Here is a 17,226-nt window from a genome sequence, read left to right as displayed (position 1 = left end):
CTATCTGGAGGTTTGTAATGGAATACGCCATGCGTGCTGCCCCGTTTCTTCCACCTCTTATCTACGTCGTCAGGAATATTGAGGATTCAAAAATGGAAGAATTAACTCAACGAGTCGGGTTGTTGGAAAAAACCACGCATCAAATTCAACAGGATGTTGCCGTCCTGACCGCGCGATCCGAGAATTTCGCGACCAAGGCCGATATCGGCACGCTGCGTACCGAACTGCTGGGAGAAATGGGGCAGTCGGAAAAGCGTACCGATGGTAAGTTCGAAAAGATGGCGGTGCACTTTGACGATAAACTGGGGAAAATGGCGCTGCATTTCGACGGTAAATTGGAAAAGTTGGAATTGCGCATCGACGATAAATTGGAAAAGTTGGAACTGCGCATCGACGATAAATTGGAAAAGTTGGAACTGCGCATCGACGACAAGCTAGACAAAATGGAACAACGCATCGATGTGAAGTTTGAACGCATGGATGAAAAATTTGAGAAGAAGTTTGTCAGGATCGATGAGAAGTTTGAAAAGCTTGACGTGAAATTTGAAAAGCTGAATGACCGACTCACCTGGTCCATTATGGTGCCCGCTATTCTGGCTGTCCTGGCCTGGTTTGTGAAAGATCTGCTAGTTAAAGTTTGATCTGAAATCCAATGTGACTCCGGCCCCATTGGGACCGGAGTTAAACCTTTACCTGAAGGGGGGTTCATTAAAGGTGCGCAACTTCCTTGAATGCAACTTATCGCCCTCAGCACGCAGCAGTTCTACCGCGCAAATGCCAATCTGCAGATGCTCAGAAATCGCCCCCTCATAGAAACGATTCGCCTGTCCCGGCAATTTAATCTCGCCGTGCAGTGGCTTATCCGAGACGCACAGTAAGGTGCCGTAAGGTACACGGAAGCGATAACCCTGCGCAGCAATCGTGGCACTCTCCATGTCTACCGCCACCGCGCGACTCAGGTTAAAACGCAATGCAGAAGCGGAGTAACGCAACTCCCAGTTACGGTCATCCGTGGTCACTACCGTGCCGGTACGCAGGCGCTGTTTTACCTCTTCTCCAGGCATACCGCTCACGGCTTTGGTGGCGTCATACAGCGCACGCTGCACTTCAGCAATGCTTGGGATAGGAATGTCCGGCGGCAGCACGCTATCTAATACATGATCGTCACGCAAATAAGCATGTGCCAGCACGTAATCACCGATGGTCTGGCTTTCGCGCAGACCGCCGCAGTGACCAATCATCAGCCAGGCGTGCGGGCGAATCACCGCCAGGTGGTCGCAAATCGTTTTAGCATTGGAAGGACCCACACCAATGTTCACCAACGTGATGCCACGGCGATTGGGTGATGTCAGGTGCCAGGCGGGCATTTGATGCTTCTTCCAGGCCAGATCGGACATCATTGCAGTAGGATCCTGGGTGTCAGCGGTGATCACCACATCACCAGCACAGGCAAGGCTGTCATAAGGTGTGGAAGGATCCTGGACCTGCTCAATTGCCCAGCGAACGAACTCATCGACATAGCGCGTGTAGTTGGTGAAGAGCACAAACGGCTGAAAATGCTCGACGGCTGTGCCGGTGTAATGGCGCAGACGTGCGAGGGAGAAATCAGTGCGCAGCGCATCGAAGTGTGACAGCGGGAAAATCGCATTGGCATGGAACAGGCCATCTGCGGTTTCATCGCCAATCTGCGACAGCTCGGTGGTAGGGAAATGGCGCGCAATGCTGGCGCTCATAGAACGATCCAGTGTCAGGCCGTCAATCACGTACGGGTAGGGAATCTCCTGCTGTGAAGGCACCACTTCAATCAGAACGTCGTACTCTTTCTCCAGCATCTGTAATTGCTCACTCAGGTAGTGACGCAACAGTGCCGGGCGGGTAATGGTGGTGCTGTAACTGCCAGTGTGAGTAAAACGTCCCCATGCGCGGGTGCGGTTCTGCTGAGGACCTTCACCTAACCAGGTGATGCGCAGTTCCGGGTAAACAAACAGGCCTTTCTGACGCGCATCTTCATCCGGCAGCGTGCCCTGTGTGGTGAAATCGCGAATCGCGTTGCGCAGTGCTTCCACCGCGCTTTCATACAGGCGTTCCAGTTCATCCAGTGCCTGCTGGCTGCTCAATCCGTTCCGTTGCGTATTCATAGATTCTCCTTCAGGAAACGTGGACCGATTTGACCAGAGCATAGCGGATAAACACCCCAGCACGATGAATAATCTGTGATCGACCGCATTCTGCACCATCACGGTGCTGGTATGCAGCTTAACTCTGGCTATGTTTATGATTAGCAGGGATGTCACCACGCGCCTCGTCTGCCCTGGCGCGATGCCACTGCAAAAAGCTGCCACCGACCGTCTTCTTTGGCGAGTTTCTTGCTTGATTCTAAATCGTGGCCCTATCGGCTACATACAGTGCTGCAAAAGTTTCAGAAATTGATTTCTCCCAGGCCGTGGTATGGCTCCGTTCCTGACCCGTTGAGGATTGAAAGCATGTCTTTGAAATTCATGAAACACCCAGTGAAGGTGGTACTTGCAGGTTGCCTGAGCATGGCATTTTACGCTCAGGCGGATATCAAGATTGGTGTGGCCGGCCCGTTTTCAGGACCTAATGCGACCTACGGGGCGCAATACTGGAAGGGCGCCAGTCAGGCTGCCGATGATATCAATGCCGCTGGTGGTATAAACGGCGAAAAAATTGTGCTGGTGCAGGGCGATGATGCCTGCGAACCCAAACAGGCGGTATCGGTAGCAAACCGATTAGTCGATCAGGACAAAGTGATGGCCGTGGTGGGTCACTTCTGTTCCTCCTCCACCATGCCCGCGTCGGAAGTGTATGACGAAGCTGGCGTGCTGGCGATTACCCCCGGATCCACCAACCCGCAAATCACCGAGCGCGGTATGAAAACCATGTTCCGCATGTGTGGCCGTGACGATCAGCAAGGTGCGATTGCAGCGGACTTCATTATCGACAAACTGAAAGCGAAAAAGGTGGCGGTGATCCATGACAAGGATACTTACGGTCAGGGGCTGGCCGATGCCACCAAAGCCGCGCTGGAAAAACGTGGCGTGAAAGAGGTGCTGTATGAGGGGCTTTCTCGCGGTGAGAAAGACTTCAATGCGTTGGTCACTAAGATTGGCGCGGTGAAACCCGACGTGGTCTATTTCGGTGGTTGTCATCCAGAAGCCGGTCCGCTGGTGCGTCAGATGCGTGAACAGGGTGTCAATGCAGCCTTCTTCTCCGGGGACTGCATCGTGACGGAAGAGATGGTGACGGCGGCAGGTGGCCCTCAGTACACCAAAGGCGTTTACATGACCTTCGGTAATGACCCGCGCACCATTCCGGATGGCAAAGCGGTGATTGAGAAGTTCCGCGCCAGCGGCTTCGAACCGGAAGGTTACACCCTGTACGCTTACGCTTCTGTGCAGGCTATTGCGGCGGCTTACAAAGCGGCGGGTAAAGACAACGCCAAAGCCAGTGACTGGTTAAAAGCGAACAGCGTCGATACCGTGATGGGTAAAAAAGCCTGGGATGGCAAAGGCGATCTGAAAGTCTCGGATTATGTAGTTTATCAGTGGGATGACAAAGGCAAGTATCACCAACTGTAATTCGACACGTGGCCCCGCATCACGGGGCCTTTCGCCATTGGGCGCGATGTGTGCGCTCCCTCTACGCGCGGGATGGATTTATGGACGCCTTCTTCTTACAGCAACTGATCAACGGCCTGACGCTGGGCGCGGTGTATGGGTTGATCGCCATCGGCTACACCATGGTTTATGGCATTATCGGCATGATCAACTTCGCGCACGGCGAGGTGTATATGATCTCCGCCTATTTATGCGCGATAGGCTTAGCGCTACTGAGTTTCTTTGGTATTCACTCCTTTCCATTACTGATTTTCGGCACCTTGCTGTTCACCATTATCGTTACGGCGGCTTATGGCTGGGCGATCGAGCGTATTGCTTATCGGCCCCTGCGCAATTCCACACGCCTTGCGCCGCTGATTTCCGCCATCGGCATGTCGCTGATTCTGCAAAACTACGTGCAACTTAGCCAGGGCCCCAATCAGCAGGGTATTCCGACGTTACTGACGGGTGTGCTGCGCATGGAAGTGGATGGCGGCATTGTGCAAATCACCTGGACCAAAGTCTTTATTCTGATTGCCGCGTTCTGTGGCATGGCGTTGCTCACCTGGATCATTCAGTACACCAAACTTGGCCGCATCTGCCGTGCCGTTCAGCAGGATCGGCGCATGGCGTCTATTCTCGGCATCAATACTGACCGCGTTATTTCGCTGGTGTTTGTCATTGGTGCAGCCATGGCAGGACTGGCGGGTGTGCTGGTGACCATGAACTACGGCACCTTTGATTTCTATGCCGGATTTATCATCGGTATCAAAGCTTTCACAGCCGCAGTGTTAGGCGGCATTGGCTCACTGCCGGGCGCGATGTTGGGTGGCTTGTTGCTGGGCGTGGCGGAAGCTCAGTTCGCGGGGCTGGTGAACTCTGACTATAAAGATGTGTTCTCGTTTTCGCTGCTGGTGGTGATTTTAATCTTCCGTCCGCAGGGGCTCCTGGGGCGTCCGCTGGTCGCGAAAGTGTGAGGAAGCCACGATGAATGCAATGACGCAAAAAGCGGGCGTGCGTGAAGCATTGCTCGACACGCTGCTGGCGGGAGTGATTGCGCTGGTAGTGTTTGGTCCGATTGTGGGTGTGGTGCTGGATGGCTACAGCTTCAAATTGTCGCCGCAACGCGTAGCGCTGTTAGTGGGGCTGGTCATGGCAGGACGTTTATTGATGAGCCTGTTTACCACTACGCCTTACGGGCAGCGCTTCAGGCGAAAATTTGAAGGCAATGATGACGGTGTTTATGTCCGTGAGCCGGGTTATCGTTCGCGGATGCGCTGGGTATTGCCGCTGTTGTTGATTGCTGCATTTGCCTTTCCATTTATATCAAGCAAATACCTGTTAACGGTGGCCATTCTTGGGCTGATTTATGTGCTGCTGGGGCTGGGACTCAACATTGTGGTGGGGCTGGCCGGACTCCTCGATCTGGGTTATGTCGCGTTTTACGCTATCGGGGCTTATGGTCTGGCTCTGGGCTACGAGTACCTTGGCCTCGGGTTCTGGAGTATGTTGCCAATTGCGGCTTTGCTGGCCGCTTTTGCGGGCGCGCTACTGGGTTTTCCGGTGCTCAGGATGCACGGCGACTATCTGGCCATTGTGACCCTTGGCTTTGGTGAAATTATCCGTCTGGTGCTAACCAACTGGGTGTCATTCACGGGTGGACCCAATGGGGTCTCGATACCTTCACCGACCTTTTTTGGCCTTGAATTTGCCCGGCGAGCCAAAGACGGCGGTGTGCCGTATCACGAGTTTTTTCATCTCGATTACAACCCCAATATGAAATTCATCTTCATCTATGTCGTGTTGGTGCTAGTAGTGTTGCTGGTGCTGTTGATCAAGCATCGGTTGACGCGAATGCCAATTGGCCGGGCCTGGGAAGCGTTACGTGAAGATGAAATTGCCTGCCGCGCCATGGGGCTTAACCATGTGCTGGTCAAACTCTCTGCTTTTATGTTGGGTGCCTCGACGGCCGGGATAGCCGGGGTGTTTTTTGCCAGCTATCAGGGGTTTGTGAATCCCACCTCCTTCACTTTCTTTGAATCGGCGTTAATCCTGGCGATTGTGGTATTGGGTGGAATGGGCTCTACGCTCGGCGTCGTCCTTGCCGCCTTTGTGCTCACGGTTGCGCCGGAACTGCTGCGCAGTTTTGCCGAATACCGCGTGCTGCTGTTTGGCATGTTGATGGTGTTAATGATGATTTGGCGACCGCGCGGACTGGTTCGTACCGCACGTGTGGGTGTTCCGCTGCGAAAAGGAGATCGCCATGAGTGATGCCATCCTTCAAGTGGATAATTTAATGATGCGTTTTGGCGGTATTAAAGCGCTGAATGATGTCAGTCTCTCCGTTGAGCGGGGGTCGGTGACATCACTTATTGGCCCGAACGGCGCCGGTAAAACCACCGTATTTAACTGCCTGACCGGTTTTTATCGCGCCACCGGTGGGCGAATTATGCTCAATGCCAATCAGCGCAGTACCGATGTCATCCAGATTTTAGGCCAGAAAATTCATCCGCAGGATTGGCTCAATCCGGCGCGGCTGGGTTCGCGAGTTTGGTACAAAATGTTCGGTGGCGCGCATCTGGTTAATCGGGCCGGTCTGGCGCGCACCTTCCAGAATATCCGCCTGTTTAGGGAAATGTCGGTGGTAGAGAATCTGCTGGTGGCGCAGCATATGCAGGTGAATCGTCAACTACTGGCGGGCGTCCTGAATAGCCGTGGTTATCGCGAAGCGGAAAACCGCGCCTTAGACCGCGCTTTTTACTGGCTGGAGAGTGTGGATTTGGTCTCCAGCGCCAATCGACTGGCGGGCACGCTCTCATATGGCCAGCAGCGCCGACTGGAGATTGCGCGCGCCATGTGCACGCGACCGGAATTGATTTGTCTGGATGAGCCGGCCGCGGGATTGAACCCTGTCGAGACCGATGCCCTCAGTCAAATACTTCATCGCTTACGCGCCGATCACCGTATCAGCGTGTTGCTGATTGAACACGACATGCCGATGGTGATGCGTATTTCCGATCACATCGTGGTACTCGATCATGGCGATGTCATCGCGCAGGGTACGCCGCAGCAAATTCGCCACGATCCCAAAGTTATCGCCGCCTATCTCGGCGCAGATGAGGAGAGCGACCATGACTGAACCGATGCTGAGTTTTGAACAGGTGGATGTGTTTTATGGTCCGGTACAGGCGCTCAGGCAGGTTTCCCTGACAGTGAATCAAGGCGAAACAGTGGCACTGATTGGCGCGAACGGTGCGGGGAAATCGACGCTGCTGATGTCGATTTTTGGCCAGCCGCGCATCGCCAGTGGCGACATCCGCTTGCGTGGTGAGTCAATCAGCCACCGCAGCACCCATTTCATTGCGGCTAGCGGCATTGCGCAGGCCCCCGAAGGCCGTCGCATCTTTCCCGATATGACGGTAGAGGAGAACCTGCTGATGGGCACGATCGCGGTGGGCGATCGCTTTGTGAAAGAGGATAAAGATCGCATGTACCAACTGTTTCCGCGCCTGCTGGAGCGGCGTAAACAGCGTGCGATGACGCTCTCCGGTGGTGAGCAGCAGATGCTGGCGATTGCGCGTGCGCTGATGAGTCGCCCAAAACTGCTGCTGCTTGACGAACCCAGTCTCGGTCTGGCACCGATTGTGGTGAAGCAGATCTTCAACATCCTACGCGAACTCACCCAGCAAGGTATGACGCTGTTTTTGGTGGAGCAGAATGCAAGGCATGCGTTGAGGCTGGCCGATCGCGGCTATGTGATGGTCAACGGCGAGATCAAATTGAGCGGCAGTGGGGAAGAACTCTTAAATAACGAAGAGGTACGCAGTGCTTATCTCGGTGGTGCAGCGGATCCTGCGGTGGTGGCGACAAAAAGTTTGTAATAATGATTAAATGGTGATGGGAAACACTTTGCATATTTCTCAGTGGCCTATCATCATTATTACTCTTCTTCCTCTCCAAAGTGATTTGGTACTCCCTTGCAAAATCCTGGCGTAGCAGTGATGCGGGCGGTCAGAAATACGGCGTGGTATCCGAAACGTCAATCTTATCGCACGCTGTTGTGGCGTGAAATTACCCCATTAGCCGTGCCCATCTTTATTGAAAACCTGTGTGTGATGCTGATGGGCGTCCTGAGTACTTTCCTCGTGAGCTGGCTGGGGAAAGAGGCGATGGCGGGCGTCGGTCTGGCCGACAGCTTCAATATGGTGATTATCTCCTTCTTTGCGGCGATCGACCTCGGGACTACCGTGGTGGTGGCGTTTAGTCTCGCCAAACGAAACGGAAAACGCGCCCGCGCCGCCACACGGCAATCACTGGGCTTAATGACGGTGCTGGCGTTTGTGCTGGTCATCGTGATCGAGATCTGGGGGCATCTGATTATTGATGTCATCGCAGGCAGCGCAGACCCTAAAGTGAAAGAGCTGGCGCTCAGCTACCTGCAAACCTCGGCGTGGAGCTACCCGGCGGCGGCGATTGCCCTGATCGGCAGCGGCTCTTTACGCGGGGCGGGCAATACTAAAATTCCGATGCTGATCAATGGCGGCATGAACATCCTTAACATCGTGATCAGTAGCGTACTGATTTATGGTGCGATGGGATGGGAAGGGATGGGGTTTGTCGGCGCAGGATTGGGCTTAACCATCTCACGTTATATCGGTGCGGCGGCGGCCATTTATGTGCTGTATCGCGGCATTACACCGGCGTTAAGAATCAGCATCGCCAGCTATTTCCGTCGCTGGGATCGCAACATCCTGATGGAGGTGCTGGGGATCGGGGTGCCGGCCAGTATTGAATCGGTACTGTTTAACGGCGGTAAATTGCTGACGCAGATCTTTGTGGCAGGCATGGGTACCAATGAAATTGCCGGTAACTTTATCGCCTTCTCGATTGCCACCTTGATTAACCTGCCAGGCAATGCCCTCGGTTCGGCTTCCACCATCATCACCGGCAAACGGCTGGGGAAAAATCAGGTGATGCAGGCGGAAAGACAGATTAAACATGTGTTCTGGCTGGCGATGATCGGGCTTTGCACATTGGCATTGATAACGGTGCCGCTGGCTGGCACGCTGGCCAAATTCTACACCCGCGACCCGGAAGTGATTGAAGTCACCAAACACCTTATCTGGCTCAATGCTGCCTTTATGCCGATCTGGACCGCCTCCTGGGTGCTGCCTGCCGGATTGAAAGGTGCACGTGATGCCCGTTATACCATGTACGTGTCGATGTTCAGCATGTGGGGTGCGCGCGTGGTTGCCGGCTATGTGCTGGGCATCATGTTCGGTATGGGCGTGGTCGGGGTGTGGCTGGGTATGTTCCTCGACTGGACGGTGCGCGGTGTTTTCTTCTGGCTGCGTTTGACCAGTGGCAAGTGGCTTAATAATTATCGCCGTATGCTGGCGAAGAGCAGGGCATAACATAGATGGCCGCCGTAGCAGTGGGCGGCCATTGATATATGCTTTAATTGGGATTCCATCGCATATCTAATCGTTTTGGTTATAAAGAAGGTTGCGCTTTACTGTCAGGGTCAACCATTACTGGAGAGCCTGACGATGAAAACGATGCTGTCACAGTGGTTCCATCGCCTGATCAACGCCACATCACAACCCGCTGAAGAGCGTGAATTCGATCTCAGCAACCATATTGATTTGCTGATTCCGGTCAGCCAGCTTTATGGCATTGAGTTCCATCCGTCGGTGTATCGCTACTATGAGCGATGAACGCCTGCACCACGTCATGCGATACAGTTACTGGAATGAACTGTGCGCTTTCCTCAAAAACCCGCTGCCATGCCCAGCGGGTTTTTTGTGCCTGAATTTTGACCCTTTCTGACCACTTTCTAAGTAAACCCTGACATAACCTTCCTGTTGGCTCTGATTGTATTAATTATGTAAGACCTCCGTAAAGAAATGTATTCCCAAGCCGCTTCGCTCATGCAAGAATAAAAAGGTAAATGATAACCATTGGCGTTATCATTTGGGTGTTGCATTCTGAGGCAGTGGATTTCATGGCAAGTTAATTGCGGTGATTTGCCGGATGCAATGGATCCTTCAATAACGATAAGAAACTTACTCTCTTAAAATGGATAACAATCGCAATTTGCCGTTTGGCAGCTTCAATTCGCTGACCCTGTTCACCGGGCTTTGCATTGGTATTTCCCCTGCAGCTGCTCTGGCCGCCGACAATACCAATAAAAAATCTGACGATACTTTAGTGGTGACGGCGCAAACGCCTTCACTGTATGCGCCTAATGCTTCTGCCGACCCCAAATTTACCCGTCCGCTGGTGGATACCACCCGCACCATGACGGTGATTCCGGATCAGGTGATGAAAGATCAAGGCGTCAACAACCTGACCGATGCGCTGAAAAATGTGCCGGGCGTGGGAGCATTTTATGCCGGGGAAAATGGCAGTTCTTCGACCGGTGACGCTGTATATATGCGAGGCATGGATACTTCGAACAGCATCTATGTGGACGGCATCCGCGATATTGGCAGCGTGTCACGCGATACCTTTAATACCCAACAGATTGAAGTGATTAAAGGTCCGTCGGGCACCGATTACGGTCGCAGCGCGCCGTCGGGTTCCATCAACATGATCAGTAAGCAGCCGCGTCTGGATACGGGCCTGGATGGATCGGTGAGTGTGGGCAGCGCGTGGATGCGTCGCGGTACGCTGGACTATAACCAGGCCATCAACGATAACAGCGCGTTCCGCCTCAATCTTATGGGCGAGAAAACCCACGATGCCGCACGTGATAACGTGCAAAATGAGCGCTATGGCGTGGCGCCTTCACTGGCATTCGGCCTGGATACCTCAACGCGTTTATATCTGAATTATCTTCATGTGCATCAGAACAATACGCCAGATGGTGGCATCCCGACCATTGGTCTGCCGGGATACTCTTCGCCGACTGCAGCTACCTCTGCACTTAACCATTCTGGCAAAGTGGCGACCAGTAATTATTACGGCACCGATTCCGATTTCGACAAATCCACCACTGATAGCGGCACTATTCGCTTCGAGCACGATCTCAGCGACAGCACCACGATTCGCAACACCACGCGCTGGTCGCGAGTGAAGCAGGAGTATCTGCTGACTGCGGTGATGGGCAGCACTATCACCACGCCAAATCCGAATGACGTTGGCACCTGGACCTGGACGCGCAACGCTAACCTGAAGGATGTCAGCAATCGTATCCTCACCAACCAGACCAATATCACCTCGAAATTCTATACCGGTTCAGTGGGTCACGATGTTAGTGCTGGCGTGGAATTCACACGTGAAAACCAGACCAACTACGGCGTCAATGCCATCACTGCACCTGCGGTTAATATCTACCATCCGATCAGCAGCATTTCCGTGGGTGGGCTGGATCGCAACGGCGCCAATGCCAATGGGCAGACCGATACCACCGGTATTTATGCCTTCGATACGTTGGCTATTACCAAAAACTTCGAGCTGAACGGCGGCATTCGTCTTGATAGCTATCACACCGATTATGACAGTGCCACCGCTTGTGGCGGCACCGGGCGCGGGGCACTGGCGTGTCCGACGGGCACCGCACCCGGCACGCCAATTACCACGGTTGATACGGCCAAATCTGGCAACCTGGTGAACTGGAAAGCCGGTGCGCTGTATCGTTTGACCGAGCAAGGCAATGTTTATGTCAACTATGCTATTTCTCAGCAGCCTCCGGGCGGTAGCAGCTTTGCGCTGGCGGCGGGTGGGACCGGTAACAGTGCAAACCGTACTGATTTCCAGCCACAGAAAGCTAAATCAAGCGAAGTGGGAACCAAATGGCAGATTCTGGATAAACGTCTGCTGCTGAATGCTGCGCTGTTCCGCACCGATATTGAGAATGAAGTGGACGCTAACGACGACGGCACTTACTCGCAAACCGGTAAAAAACGCGTTGAGGGCTATGAGCTCTCTGCCACCGGCAACATCACGCCAGTTTGGGAAGTGATTGCCGGCTACACCCAGCAGCACGCTTCGGTGAAAGAGGGCGCGGCGGTCGCTCAGGATGGCTCATCTGCTATCGCTTACACACCAAAACACGCCTTCACCTTGTGGACGCAGTATCAGGCCACTGATGCGATTTCCGTTGGTGCGGGTGCGCGTTACGTGGGCAGCCTGCGCCGCGGCAGCGATGGTGCAGTGGGGACGCCAGACCATACTGAAGGCTATTGGGTGGCGGATGCGAAAATGGGCTACAAGGTCAGCAACAACCTCGATCTGCAGCTGAACGTATACAACATTTTCGATACCAACTATGTTGCTTCCATCAATAAGAGTGGTTACCGCTACCATCCGGGTGAGCCGCGGACTTTCCTGTTGACGGCAAACGTCCATTTCTAAGATTCAACGTGGGGCGTTCGCGCCCCTATTTATGAGAGAACACCGCGATGATGTATCACATTCCTGCAGTGCTGACGCCAGAAGAAGTGGCGAATTTCAGTTCGCTGCTGCAACAGGCCGACTGGATTGACGGACGCGCCACGGTGGGTAGCCAGGGCGCAACGGTTAAAAATAATCAGCAGATCGATACGCGCACGCCGCTTTACGATCGGTTGCAAGCCGCAGTGATGCAGGCTTTGAACAATAACCCGCTGTTCTTTTCTGCTGCGCTACCGCGTTCTATTTCTACACCGCTGTTTAACCGCTATGAACAGGGTGAAACCTACGGTTTTCACGTTGATGGCGCGGTGAGGCATAACGGCGCGGCAGGGTGGATGCGAACCGATCTTTCGGCCACACTCTTTCTCAGTGAACCCGACAGTTATGACGGCGGTGAACTGGTCATTGAAGACACTTATGGTCAGCACAAGGTGAAATTACCTGCCGGCCATCTGGTGCTTTATCCTTCGAGTAGCCTGCATTGCGTTACACCCGTTACGCGTGGCGCGCGCGTAGCATCGTTTTTGTGGATTCAGTCGATGGTGCGTGATGATAAACAACGCGCCATGCTGTTCGAACTGGATCGTAATATCCAAAGCCTTAAAGCGCGTCATGGCGATAGCGAGGAACTGCTGTCCCTGCTGAACATGTATCACAACCTGCTGCGCGGTTGGACAGAAGTTTAACGCTTTCTCACCGCGCGATGCGCGGTTCTTCTCCTCGCCAAAACTCCCACCTACTGAGCCCACCATGTTTGGTTCATGTATTTTTTATCCAACGAAATTGTGATGTACCTCTTAAATCGCTGACTAAAGTGTCCTTTCGTGATCGCGTCGCCGTTTAGTCATCATTTTATTTGCTAAAAGTGTTCATACGGTCATTAACTGAACTTTAGTTCATCTAAGGGAGAGTGAGTATGAGCATGCTTGAGATCGGTGTTAACACGGCAATGTTTGACGGCGTGGATACGGATAGTGCTTTCCGCACGATCAAAAAAGCGGGATTTAAGTATATCGAACTTGCTTACAACCAGGGTTATGTAGGGGACATGCCTCCCGAGCTGTTTAGTGATGAAAATGCGAAATATATCAATACATTGCTGGGAAAACATCAGTTGAGCACGCGCTCTTTTGGCGCGACCATGAACATGGGCGCATCCGATGCGGTTGAACAATTTACCCGTCGAATTCGATTTGCCCATTTGATTGGTGCCACATGGATCAATATTTGTGTTGGACGCATGGCGGATCGCCAGCAAATCATCACAAATCTAAAAAAACTCGCGCCCATTGCCAGCGATAATGGCTGTGTAATATGCCTGGAAAATGGCGGTGACCCCAACTATGACGTATTTCGTTTAGTTGATGATGGCTTCGCATTATTGGATGCGATTGATCACCCAGCAATCTCTATCAATGTTGACGCCGGAAATATTGTCTCGCTCTGCCCGGATAGCGATGCTATTGACGAAGCCATTAAGATGCTTCCTCGCGCACAGCATTGCCATTTAAAAGATTTACAGGTTAAAGACGGCGAGGTCTATTTTACCCCAATGGGCAATGGCCAATTAAATTACGCGCCAATGCTCAAAGCCCTGGTAGCACGCAAGATTCCTTGTAGTCTTGAAATTCCATTACGCATGCATCGCCAACGCGATAGTTATCCGATACGAGATGCCGTGCCGGTGGATGTTTCCCGAAGTCTGGAGGTATTAATTCAGTCACGGGAGTATCTGGAAAAGCAATTCGGTTAGTCTCGTCTTTCTGAGTGATATTGTTCAAGTCACCCTTGGTCAAATGACCGAAGGGTTACTGAACGTTTCTGCAGAATATTTTCGAAGGATTTAAGCTTCAACCATTAATCCCGTTGTTTAACGATTTTAATCTGAAGGTTAATCATGTCTAATTCTACCTTGAATACAGCACCAAAATCAGGCAAACCAACACAGTTTCGCTGGGCAATATTTGCCACGATGTTCTTTTTATTAGCCGTCAATCTCATGGACCGTATTACCTTGTCTATTGGTATGCCTTATATCAAAGATGAATTCAATCTTTCACCTACCATGCAAGGGTTAATTCTCAGTAGTTTTTTCTGGTCCTACGCACTATTACAGATACCGGGAGGGTGGTTATTAGACCGTTTCGGGCCGCGAAAAGTGATCACCGGAGCTTTATTTGGCTGGGGATTTTTCCAGGCCATTATTGGCCTTGCGAGCGGTGGCTTTAGCCTGATTTTGGCGCGTATTGGTCTGGGTGCGATGGAAGCTCCCGTATCACCTAGCGGTGCAAAGCTGAGTTCAACCTGGTTGACCTCATCAGAACGAGGGCGTGGTGCGGTTATTATGGATTCGGGAAGTCCGCTTGGCGTGGCAATCGGCGGAATTCTTGTCGCGCATCTGATCGTGGTTCTGGATTCCTGGCGCGTAACCTTTGTCATTGTAGGTTTGTTCACGATGTTATTAGGCTTCTTTGCCTGGCGTATGCTACGTGACCGGCCTGCAGAGCATCCTAAAGTTAGCCAGCAGGAAGTGGATTATATTGCCGCTGGAAATGTTAACAGTTCCGCCGTGGATACAGACATTGTGCCAACAAAAGGGCTTGGTATCAGTTGGTTTACCATGATTGCCATCATGCTGGGACGCGCCTCGTGGGGCATGGTGTACTGGGGATTATTGACGTGGGGGCCGAGTTATCTGGCGCAGGCCCAGGGACTGCAACTTGCTGCAATTGGTAACTCGACCTTTTTAATTTTTATTATGGGAACGGCAGGTTGCCTATTCAGTGGCTTTTTTGCCGATTTCCTGGTGAAACGCGGTGTGAGTCATAACGTTGCCTTAAAAGGATTACTGTCATTATCAGGTCTGGTAGGGCTAGGAGTGCTATATGCACTCGCCACAGTGAAAAACCCAAATCTCGCGGTGGGTCTGCTATCGGTGGCCGCCTTCTTTATGATGTTTGGCAGTCTGTACTGGAGTTTCCCGGCTATTTTGGCGCCCAAAGACCGTGTGGGTATGGTGGGCGGCTTTATGAATATGGCTAACAGTTGTGCTGGTATTCTGGTGCCGATTTTAGTGGGTGTCATTCTACAACTGACGGGTAGTTACGAAAGTGTGCTGGTTTATTTTGCTATCTGTGCAGGGTGTTACACCCTGGGGACTTTGTGTATTAACTTTAACAAAACTCCGGTCAAGGCTGGACAGCTTTCATTGCAAAAATAGGATATTTCAGCATTGAGGTGAATTCAGGAGGGAATATGTCCGTCATACTGAGAGCGTCTAAAGTTCCACAGTCGCTGGTTGATACCTTGTCTTTAGGTAATGACATTATTGATCTTAACGATGTTACATCAGAGCGTGAAAAAGAAGTTGAGATTATATTGGCCAGCGGTGAGTCAATAGTTGAAGCTGCGTTAATCAATAGATTACCAAATTTACGCCTGATCTCTGTATTTGGTGTGGGTTACGACGGCGTGGATATCCACGCCGCTCGGCAACGTGATATTTCGGTGACAAACACGCCGGATATATTAACCGAAGACGTGGCTGACTTAGCCATCGCGTTAATGTTAAGCGTTGCACGCCGTATTAATGGCGCACAACGGTTTATTGAGCGTGGTGACTGGCAGGGAGGCGCTTTTCCTCCTGCGATGAAGGTCACTGGCAAGCGGCTGGGTATTGTGGGTTTTGGTCGTATCGGGCGAGCAGTAGCACAGCGTGCTGAAGGATTCTCAATGCAAGTGGGGTGTTACAATCGTTCTGACCCACAAAGCCAGAGTGTTACTTATTATCCTTCGCTGATGTCGTTAGCTCAAAACAGCGATTTCCTAATTGTGTGTGCCAGCGGCGGAGAAACATCGCGGCATTTGATCAATCAGGATGTGCTGAATGCGCTTGGCCCTAAAGGTATTTTAATTAACGTCGCGCGGGGGAGTGTGGTTGATGAGGATGCATTGATTCAGGCCATCATAACGGAGCAAATTGCGGGGGCAGGATTAGATGTTTTTGCGAATGAACCGTTGGTACCCAATTCGCTTTTCAATCGGGATAATGTGGTGCTGACCCCACACATTGGCAGGGCAACGTCTTCAACACGCGCGGCCATGGCTAAATTGGTAATGGACAACATCTCGGCTTATCAGGCGGGACACCCTCTGCTTACGCCGGTGGTATAAAGCCGGGGGCCATGCGCCCCCGGCTATTTTAGGCTTGCCATGCGCTTTGCAAAAACGTTCGACACTGCAACTCATTGTCCCATAGGTCGTCCTGATCAGTGGTACGCATTTCCACAGCGATGGATATTGCCCCAACTTCAGCGGGAAGGGGCAGATGACGAGCGGTATCAATAATTTGCGCGGCGACATCGCGGGTAAGAAAACCGGGCTCGCCAAACTTCATGTGATAGTCTCCAAAGCCAGTGGCCAGGGGATCGAGGATGGCATTTGCGAGATGCAACTGCGAGATAAGGGGGGCGGCAAGAGTGAGTGATTCCACCAGATCCTCCTGATTTAATGCTACGTGAGCGCTGTCCCAGGCGAGATAAAGTTTAGGACAGTCAGAGCGTAGCCTCTTCATCCACGCGACTGTTTCATCCGTTGGGCCAATTAATTGGCATTTGTGTGCATAGCGGTCAAGAGGCTCAATCTGCAACAACATCCCATCGTATTGGTTCATCTCTTCACCAATACGCACTACCGCTTCACTGAACCCTTTCATGGCATCAGCTCGATGAGCATCGCCAGGATCGCTGCCGCTAACTAATGACAGTTTTGTCGTACCGCACTCTGCGGCCAGATGAACAAGTTCACAGGCACGCCGTATCGATTTCTCACGTAATGGCTGATCCAGACTGCTCAGATTCAGATTGTCTTTCAACAGCTCGAAGGTAAGCCATTGAGTGACACGAAGAGCATGTTGTTGAGCGATGTCATGAATCTTGCCGGCTATGGCGGATTGGTGAAAAATCCCGGTCTCGAAGCCTTGATAATAGCCACTTTGGGCGATTTTCCTAATGACTTGCAATAGTGCTTCTTCGTCATTTGTGATGGGGAAAAAGAGTTCAGCAAGGTGTGCCGAAGGATAAAGAGTCGTTGCCATAATATTGACCAGCCTCCTGTTCGAATGGGCCGCTTTTAAAGGTAAGCGGGCAATAACAAAAGAATAGGTCTCAATGAACATATGAACAATAAATGTTCTTATGATCGTGCTGGCAAT

General features: G+C 52.1%; 15 protein-coding genes. 13 read left to right on the top strand and 2 right to left on the bottom strand.

The genetic code is table 11. The features are described 5' to 3' along the window. Positions 1-17: 17 nt before the first annotated feature. Complete coding sequence (locus tag ACXI0A_RS13895) at positions 18-641, top strand: hypothetical protein (protein ID WP_476148257.1); 624 nt, start codon at positions 18-20, stop codon at positions 639-641. A 48-nt stretch (positions 642-689) separates the two neighbouring features. On the opposite strand, the gene ACXI0A_RS13890 is transcribed toward ACXI0A_RS13895, so the two are convergent. Then, positions 690-2,138, bottom strand: a complete 1,449-nt coding sequence (locus ACXI0A_RS13890) for an AMP nucleosidase (protein ID WP_476148259.1) — start codon at positions 2,136-2,138, stop codon at positions 690-692. Between the two features lie 402 nt (positions 2,139-2,540). Between ACXI0A_RS13890 and ACXI0A_RS13885 the strand changes: the two genes are divergently transcribed. The 12 genes from ACXI0A_RS13885 (at position 2,541) to ACXI0A_RS13830 (ending at position 16,187) form a co-directional block, all read left to right on the top strand. Then, complete coding sequence (locus ACXI0A_RS13885) at positions 2,541-3,599, top strand: branched-chain amino acid ABC transporter substrate-binding protein (protein WP_160868152.1); 1,059 nt, start codon at positions 2,541-2,543, stop codon at positions 3,597-3,599. 80 nt (positions 3,600-3,679) lie between these two features. Continuing rightward, positions 3,680-4,594, top strand: a complete 915-nt coding sequence (locus ACXI0A_RS13880) for an ABC transporter permease subunit (RefSeq protein ID WP_045832249.1) — start codon at positions 3,680-3,682, stop codon at positions 4,592-4,594. Between the two features lie 10 nt (positions 4,595-4,604). After that, on the top strand, positions 4,605-5,888 hold the full coding sequence (livM, locus tag ACXI0A_RS13875) for a high-affinity branched-chain amino acid ABC transporter permease LivM (RefSeq protein ID WP_476148262.1): 1,284 nt from the start codon (positions 4,605-4,607) through the stop codon (positions 5,886-5,888). Then, a complete protein-coding gene (locus ACXI0A_RS13870; protein ID WP_476148263.1) occupies positions 5,881-6,756 on the top strand; it encodes an ATP-binding cassette domain-containing protein in 876 nt (291 codons plus the stop codon). Before livM ends, ACXI0A_RS13870 begins: the two co-directional genes overlap by 8 nt. Then, a complete protein-coding gene (locus ACXI0A_RS13865; RefSeq protein WP_224931507.1) occupies positions 6,749-7,498 on the top strand; it encodes an ABC transporter ATP-binding protein in 750 nt (249 codons plus the stop codon). Before ACXI0A_RS13870 ends, ACXI0A_RS13865 begins: the two co-directional genes overlap by 8 nt. Before the next feature lie 120 nt (positions 7,499-7,618). Next, the gene (locus tag ACXI0A_RS13860; RefSeq protein ID WP_224931509.1) at positions 7,619-9,031 is read left to right on the top strand and encodes an EmmdR/YeeO family multidrug/toxin efflux MATE transporter; all 1,413 of its coding nucleotides are present in this window, start codon (positions 7,619-7,621) and stop codon (positions 9,029-9,031) included. 135 nt (positions 9,032-9,166) lie between these two features. Beyond that, positions 9,167-9,334, top strand: coding sequence for a hypothetical protein (locus ACXI0A_RS13855; RefSeq protein ID WP_224931511.1), 168 nt, complete (start codon positions 9,167-9,169; stop codon positions 9,332-9,334). Between the two features lie 361 nt (positions 9,335-9,695). Beyond that, positions 9,696-11,975, top strand: coding sequence for a catecholate siderophore receptor Fiu (locus ACXI0A_RS13850; RefSeq protein ID WP_476148264.1), 2,280 nt, complete (start codon positions 9,696-9,698; stop codon positions 11,973-11,975). A gap of 47 nt (positions 11,976-12,022) precedes the next feature. Next, complete coding sequence (gene ybiX, locus ACXI0A_RS13845) at positions 12,023-12,700, top strand: PKHD-type hydroxylase YbiX (RefSeq protein ID WP_476148266.1); 678 nt, start codon at positions 12,023-12,025, stop codon at positions 12,698-12,700. 230 nt (positions 12,701-12,930) lie between these two features. Further along, on the top strand, positions 12,931-13,767 hold the full coding sequence (locus tag ACXI0A_RS13840) for a TIM barrel protein (RefSeq protein ID WP_476148268.1): 837 nt from the start codon (positions 12,931-12,933) through the stop codon (positions 13,765-13,767). Between the two features lie 144 nt (positions 13,768-13,911). Next, complete coding sequence (locus ACXI0A_RS13835; protein ID WP_476148270.1) at positions 13,912-15,234, top strand: MFS transporter; 1,323 nt, start codon at positions 13,912-13,914, stop codon at positions 15,232-15,234. 35 nt (positions 15,235-15,269) lie between these two features. Further along, entirely contained in the window at positions 15,270-16,187 is a 918-nt protein-coding gene (locus tag ACXI0A_RS13830; protein WP_476148272.1) for an NAD(P)-dependent oxidoreductase, read from the top strand. Positions 16,188-16,215: 28 nt separating this feature from the next. Here the strand turns inward: ACXI0A_RS13830 and ACXI0A_RS13825 are convergent, their stop codons facing one another. Next, on the bottom strand, positions 16,216-17,109 hold the full coding sequence (locus ACXI0A_RS13825; RefSeq protein ID WP_476148273.1) for a TIM barrel protein: 894 nt from the start codon (positions 17,107-17,109) through the stop codon (positions 16,216-16,218). Positions 17,110-17,226 lie beyond the last annotated feature (117 nt).

The sequence above is a fragment of the Pantoea sp. C1E2 genome (assembly GCF_056491465.1).
The sequence above is the reverse complement of the archived record's forward strand: the minus strand, read 5'-3'. Positions and strand labels throughout refer to the sequence as shown.

What these genes read in the sequence shown, in the direction of transcription:
- ACXI0A_RS13855 (WP_224931511.1), top strand. Translation starts at nt 9,167, where the DNA reads ATGAAAACGATGCTGTCACAGTGGTTCCATCGCCTGATCAACGCCACA.
- ACXI0A_RS13830 (WP_476148272.1), top strand. Translation starts at nt 15,270, where the DNA reads ATGTCCGTCATACTGAGAGCGTCTAAAGTTCCACAGTCGCTGGTTGAT.
- ACXI0A_RS13890 (WP_476148259.1), bottom strand. Translation starts at nt 2,138, where the DNA reads ATGAATACGCAACGGAACGGATTGAGCAGCCAGCAGGCACTGGATGAA.
- ACXI0A_RS13840 (WP_476148268.1), top strand. Translation starts at nt 12,931, where the DNA reads ATGAGCATGCTTGAGATCGGTGTTAACACGGCAATGTTTGACGGCGTG.
- ACXI0A_RS13865 (WP_224931507.1), top strand. Translation starts at nt 6,749, where the DNA reads ATGACTGAACCGATGCTGAGTTTTGAACAGGTGGATGTGTTTTATGGT.
- ybiX (WP_476148266.1), top strand. Translation starts at nt 12,023, where the DNA reads ATGATGTATCACATTCCTGCAGTGCTGACGCCAGAAGAAGTGGCGAAT.
- ACXI0A_RS13870 (WP_476148263.1), top strand. Translation starts at nt 5,881, where the DNA reads ATGAGTGATGCCATCCTTCAAGTGGATAATTTAATGATGCGTTTTGGC.
- livM (WP_476148262.1), top strand. Translation starts at nt 4,605, where the DNA reads ATGAATGCAATGACGCAAAAAGCGGGCGTGCGTGAAGCATTGCTCGAC.
- ACXI0A_RS13880 (WP_045832249.1), top strand. Translation starts at nt 3,680, where the DNA reads ATGGACGCCTTCTTCTTACAGCAACTGATCAACGGCCTGACGCTGGGC.
- ACXI0A_RS13895 (WP_476148257.1), top strand. Translation starts at nt 18, where the DNA reads ATGGAATACGCCATGCGTGCTGCCCCGTTTCTTCCACCTCTTATCTAC.
- ACXI0A_RS13860 (WP_224931509.1), top strand. Translation starts at nt 7,619, where the DNA reads ATGCGGGCGGTCAGAAATACGGCGTGGTATCCGAAACGTCAATCTTAT.
- ACXI0A_RS13835 (WP_476148270.1), top strand. Translation starts at nt 13,912, where the DNA reads ATGTCTAATTCTACCTTGAATACAGCACCAAAATCAGGCAAACCAACA.
- ACXI0A_RS13850 (WP_476148264.1), top strand. Translation starts at nt 9,696, where the DNA reads ATGGATAACAATCGCAATTTGCCGTTTGGCAGCTTCAATTCGCTGACC.
- ACXI0A_RS13885 (WP_160868152.1), top strand. Translation starts at nt 2,541, where the DNA reads ATGGCATTTTACGCTCAGGCGGATATCAAGATTGGTGTGGCCGGCCCG.
- ACXI0A_RS13825 (WP_476148273.1), bottom strand. Translation starts at nt 17,109, where the DNA reads ATGGCAACGACTCTTTATCCTTCGGCACACCTTGCTGAACTCTTTTTC.